Raw genomic sequence first — 4,832 nt, forward strand, 5'->3', positions numbered from 1 at the left:
CTCTTTGGACGTCTCGATATGATTGACAGCCGGTTTCCTCAGTATTGAGGCAGGTGTCCGTCGCGGGCCAGAGTGTGCTTCTTCAAGACCTTGCAAGGTAACATATACGGCTTTATCTACAGGTGTGCCTGTTTTTTCTAAAATCCCAGAAATAGTAAACGGATGGTTGTCGTGATTTTTGAACGAAACATTACCCAGGCCATGAGAAATGACTATCTCATCGCCAACGCTGTAGCCTAACTTTGACGCGATATCAGATCCGATAACGGTAGACAAAGGGTGGTTAAACACATCGCCTTCAGATAGGGCTAAATGCTGCATGTCACCATACTTAAAATGCTCAAAAAAGCGGTTAGTCGTGCCAACAACTCTAAATCCTTGATGTGTATCGCCTAACGAGAGAGGGATTAGCCAAGAAACTTGGTTATTCATTTCGAGCGAAGCAACACTTTTATAGTCAATACCTTTTGTTGGCGTACCTATATTAAATACAGAAGACAGTAGCAAATTGAGCTGTCCACTTGGCGCACCCACAATAAGATCTACGCCGGAGACGGTGCGGGTAAAACTTGTCTTTATCTGGTTACGAACTATATCTACGCAAAGTAACAAGCTAATGCTGATAGTTATACTCAAAAGCGTCAGTAACGCAGTTGTTTTTCTGCGTTTTAAACTTTCTATTGCGATAGTGCTGAGCATTACAAACGCCCCTGCGTACACTTGATAGTATCTCTATTGAGGGAAAAGGTGGTGTCATCGAGGGAGCAATTCAGTTGAGAGATACTACAGTGATGCTCGAAATAACTCTTCATGGCCTCGTCATGACTTACAAATATCATAGTACTGTCAGTCGCGACGTCTTTTAGCAATGACATAAAGCTGTCTCTTGCATCAGCGTCTAACGCTGATGTTGGCTCGTCGACAATCAATAGTTGTGGGTCGTTAATAAGCGCACGGGCTATCGCTATACGCTGTTGTTGACCAATGCTGAGTGCGTCAGCCTTGGTATTTAGCAGACTATCCGATAACTGAAGTCGGTTCAGCAATTGACAAGTTGCAGCTGCAACATCTTTACTATTTTTGTAGTTCCCTTTGTTAGCAAAATAAACCGCAGCGTTAATGTTTTGCGCAACAGAAAGGTAAGGAATGAGATTGAATTGCTGAAATACCACGCCAATATTACGCGCTCGAAATTTGTCTCTTTGTCGGTTAGATAAAGAAGAGAAAGGCTGCTCTAGTAATGAAATCTTGCCTTTGGATGGCGTCAGTGTTCCGCAGAGTAGATTGAGCAGCGTACTTTTACCACTACCAGAGGGGCCGGAAAGAAATACATGCTCTCCTTTCGGGACCTGCCACTTCTTGATATCGACTATGGGCTTACTTTCTTTCGAATACGCAAACTGCAAGTTAGTTACGTCAATAGCTGTAGTACACTCAACGTCTTTGTGTTGACCCCTTTGCTTTTGTCTACTTAAATTCACGTTTCGCTCGACCCGTTTATACGTATTAAAATTAGAGTAAGCAGAGATGAACCGCCAGTTCATCGCACCCACAAATAAGTTACCGCTTTATAGTAATGTTATCAAATAACATCGTTATAAAGCGGCAATTGCTCTTATTGTTTGCTTATACTAATAACGTAGTAAATTGGAAAGCGTAAAATTAGCTAGCCGTTAGCCTGAAGCTTTACCACTTCTGCGCTCTCATCTTCAAGCACGCTTTCAGCCGTGGCGCCTTTGAATATCTTGCTAACTTTATCTTTGTTTTTCGACAGCATAATGGTCAATTCTTCCACGACCCTGTCTTCTAGCTTAATGCCTTTAGCATGAATATAGTCTGCTAAGTTGTCTGCTGCTTCGAGCATTTTGTCGTACTGATCGGCTTCTTTTTTGTCGGTAGTTACCAATTTTTCTACCCCTTTGTGCGTAACAACATACTGTGTGGTAATGGCCATGGTAGGTCCCCTGTTTATTTAAGACACAAAAACTGTACAGTATAACACTGTATAAATAAACAGTTGCAGGAAAATATTTTGCTTAATATTAATAAGAGACTCGCGTATCATGCTTTAGTCTAAGTAGCGCTTTTGTTTGAGTAAAACATTACCTTCGTTGGTTCAATCAGTATGCTAGTTATTAACGAATGCCATCGACCCTAAAGCTAGATAGGAATGACAAACATAGCTTTGTTTCATCCCACTAAAGGAACTAATAAGGCGACTGATATGCACAAGGAAATTCAACGAGATATTCAAGCGATAGCATCAATAGATGCCATTCCGCATATCATGCAAATATTGGCGAATAGCCTGCAGCTTCGTTTCATTTGTGTCGCAAGGGTAACAGAGCAAGCTTGGACCATGTGCGCCGTCTTAGATAATGCTGATTTTGGGCTAGTACCTGGCGATCACTTAGAAATAGACACAACATTTTGCCGAACGGTACGCGTGAGTAGAAAAGAGATAGTGATAAATCACGCATCTGATGACAAAGAATACTGCGAAAATCCAATCCCCATAATGTACGGATTCGAAAGTTACTTCTCCTATCCTATTTTTGATGCAAACGGCGAGTTTTTCGGCACCCTATGCGGTCTAGATCCCGAGCCCAGAGAGCTACGCAATGAAAGGGTTCATGGCCAAATAAGTGCGTTCGCGAAACTTATCTCAAATCAAATACTGTTAAGCGACCATATTGAGCAAACCCATGCTCTACTTGACGATGCTAAAAAGATGACGCGCCTGCAAGAGCAATATATCGCTATCCTAGGTCATGATATTCGTACGCCTTTGTCCTCAATTCAAATTGGTATTAATTTTCTAGACGATATTATTAAAGACAATGAGATAGCCAGCACAATACAAGTTCCTGCACTGAAAGCTGTTTCGCGCATGAAAAATAGCGTGCAAAGAATGACCCGCCTGATAGACGATGCAATGGATTTCACCCATAGTCGGGTTGGTAAAGGGCTGCCTGTTAAACTCGAAATATCAAATAACCTTTCAAAGCAACTACATTACACAATTGAGGAATTGGCCACGGCTAATCCGCAAGCAACGATTAATATTCATATTGATATTGCAAATGAGTTGGTATGTGATGAAAAACGAGTTTGCCAGTTACTGTCTAACTTGTTGAAGAACGCGTTGATTCACGGTGATCAGGCTTATCCCATTTACGTCAAAGTTATCACCAATAACACTGAATTTTTATTGAGTGTAACTAATAGCGGTACAGCGATTTCAGACAAATCTAAGGCTATGCTTTTTCAACCTTTTTGGCGCAAGGAACAGAGCGAGAAAAAAGAGGGATTGGGGTTAGGACTCTTTATAGCGTCCGAAATCGCGAGTGCTCACGAAGGAACAATAACAGTCTCATCAGATTTTAAAAATACGGAATTCACATTTACCTTTCCGTTGAGCCCGTCATTTTCAAACGTGCGCGAAAACGTGTCTTATTAATTGTTAATACGCTGGCTCTGTTGATTAATGCTTGTGCAACGTTGTTAGTGTGCGTATAATGCGCGCCCTTACAGCCATCCCAATTCGTTCCTTGTCTCCATACAGTCGGCTGTACTGTCGAGGCTACAACCGTAAGGAGCTATAATGCGTCATTACGAAATCGTATTTATGGTTCACCCTGATCAGAGTGAACAAGTACCTGGTATGATCGAGCGTTATACTACAATTCTTAAGCAAGACGGTGGTCAGATTCATCGTTTAGAAGATTGGGGCCGTCGTCAACTGGCTTACCCAATTGAAAAGCTGCACAAAGCCCACTACGTACTAATCAATGCTGAAGCATCTGCAGAAGCTGTTGACGAATTGGAAAATGCTTTCCGTTTCAACGACGTGATCCTACGTAACATGGTTATGCGCACTAAGACTGCTGTGACTGAGCCTTCTCCAATGATGAAAGAAGAGCCTCGTCGTGAGCGTCGTGACGATTCTGCTCCTCGCCAAGACCGCGCGGAAAAGAAAACTGAAACCACTGAAGACAACGCTTAAGGAGATCACCCATGGCTCGTTTTTTCAGACGTCGTAAGTTCTGCCGTTTCACTGCAGAAGGTGTGACTGAGATTGATTACAAAGATATCGCTACTCTTAAGAACTACATCACTGAGAGCGGTAAAATTGTCCCTAGCCGTATTACTGGTACAAGCGCAAAATATCAGCGTCAGCTGTCTTCTGCGATCAAGCGCGCACGTTTTCTTGCGTTGCTTCCGTACACTGATTCACACAAGTAATTTGGCGAATATAAGGGTTAGCTAAGATGAATATCATCCTACTAGATAAAATCGCCAACCTTGGCGGCCTGGGCGACCAAGTGACTGTTAAGTCTGGTTACGCTCGTAACTTCCTTTTCCCACAGGGTAAAGCGGTTCCTGCAACTAAAGACAACGTTGAAAAGTTCGAAGCACGTCGTGCTGAACTTGAAGCGAAGATCGCTGAGCAACTAGCTGCTGCAAACGCACGCGCTGAAAAAGTTGCTGAGCTTGCTGAAGTTACAATCGCAGCGCCTGCTGGTGACGAAGGTAAACTATTTGGCTCTGTTGGTACTCGTGACATCGCTGATGCAATCACTGCAGCTGGCGTTGAAGTACAAAAAGCAGAAGTTAAACTACCTACTGGTACTCTTCGTGAGACTGGTGAGTATGACATCGACTTACAACTTCACTCTGACGTTATCACTTCAATTAAAGTGATCATCATTGCTGAAGCGTAATCGCTGACGTATTCGAAAAGAGCCGCTCCTAGAGCGGCTTTTTTTTGCTTGTATGTCCCGTCCTGAAATACGTTGACATAAAGAGGATTTCTTTATGACAACTTCAAG

At 42.7% G+C, this 4,832-nt stretch carries 7 protein-coding genes; 4 read left to right on the top strand and 3 right to left on the bottom strand.

Annotated elements, in window-relative coordinates; genetic code table 11:
* From JC525_RS09780 to JC525_RS09790, 3 genes are all read right to left on the bottom strand, one after another.
* The coding region (locus JC525_RS09780; RefSeq protein WP_198815665.1) for an ABC transporter permease at window positions 1-699 on the bottom strand (699 nt) is incomplete at its 3' end.
* Window positions 699-1,481, bottom strand: a complete 783-nt coding sequence (locus JC525_RS09785) for an ABC transporter ATP-binding protein (protein ID WP_332874097.1) — start codon at window positions 1,479-1,481, stop codon at window positions 699-701. The genes JC525_RS09780 and JC525_RS09785, both read right to left, overlap by 1 nt.
* 185 nt (window positions 1,482-1,666) lie before the next feature.
* The gene (locus JC525_RS09790) at window positions 1,667-1,954 is read right to left on the bottom strand and encodes a YebG family protein (RefSeq protein WP_198815667.1); all 288 of its coding nucleotides are present in this window, start codon (window positions 1,952-1,954) and stop codon (window positions 1,667-1,669) included.
* 270 nt (window positions 1,955-2,224) lie between these two features.
* On the opposite strand from JC525_RS09790, the gene JC525_RS09795 reads away from it, so the two are divergent.
* From JC525_RS09795 to rplI, 4 genes are all read left to right on the top strand, one after another.
* Window positions 2,225-3,460, top strand: a complete 1,236-nt coding sequence (locus JC525_RS09795; protein ID WP_198815668.1) for a GAF domain-containing sensor histidine kinase — start codon at window positions 2,225-2,227, stop codon at window positions 3,458-3,460.
* A gap of 144 nt (window positions 3,461-3,604) precedes the next feature.
* A complete protein-coding gene (gene rpsF / locus JC525_RS09800) occupies window positions 3,605-4,006 on the top strand; it encodes a 30S ribosomal protein S6 (protein ID WP_014951120.1) in 402 nt (133 codons plus the stop codon).
* Between the two features lie 11 nt (window positions 4,007-4,017).
* Complete coding sequence (rpsR, locus tag JC525_RS09805) at window positions 4,018-4,245, top strand: 30S ribosomal protein S18 (protein ID WP_012519954.1); 228 nt, start codon at window positions 4,018-4,020, stop codon at window positions 4,243-4,245.
* A 26-nt stretch (window positions 4,246-4,271) separates the two neighbouring features.
* Window positions 4,272-4,724, top strand: a complete 453-nt coding sequence (gene rplI, locus JC525_RS09810) for a 50S ribosomal protein L9 (RefSeq protein WP_012519953.1) — start codon at window positions 4,272-4,274, stop codon at window positions 4,722-4,724.
* The last annotated feature ends 108 nt before the right edge of the window (window positions 4,725-4,832 follow it).

Origin of the sequence: Alteromonas sp. IB21 (assembly GCF_016405965.1) — a bacterium.
In the GTDB taxonomy this organism is placed as follows: domain Bacteria; phylum Pseudomonadota; class Gammaproteobacteria; order Enterobacterales; family Alteromonadaceae; genus Alteromonas.

Excerpts from the sequence above, each read along its gene's own strand:
- JC525_RS09790 (WP_198815667.1), bottom strand. The coding sequence starts at position 1,954 with ATGGCCATTACCACACAGTATGTTGTTACGCACAAAGGGGTAGAAAAA.
- JC525_RS09795 (WP_198815668.1), top strand. The coding sequence starts at position 2,225 with ATGCACAAGGAAATTCAACGAGATATTCAAGCGATAGCATCAATAGAT.
- rpsF (WP_014951120.1), top strand. The coding sequence starts at position 3,605 with ATGCGTCATTACGAAATCGTATTTATGGTTCACCCTGATCAGAGTGAA.
- rpsR (WP_012519954.1), top strand. The coding sequence starts at position 4,018 with ATGGCTCGTTTTTTCAGACGTCGTAAGTTCTGCCGTTTCACTGCAGAA.
- rplI (WP_012519953.1), top strand. The coding sequence starts at position 4,272 with ATGAATATCATCCTACTAGATAAAATCGCCAACCTTGGCGGCCTGGGC.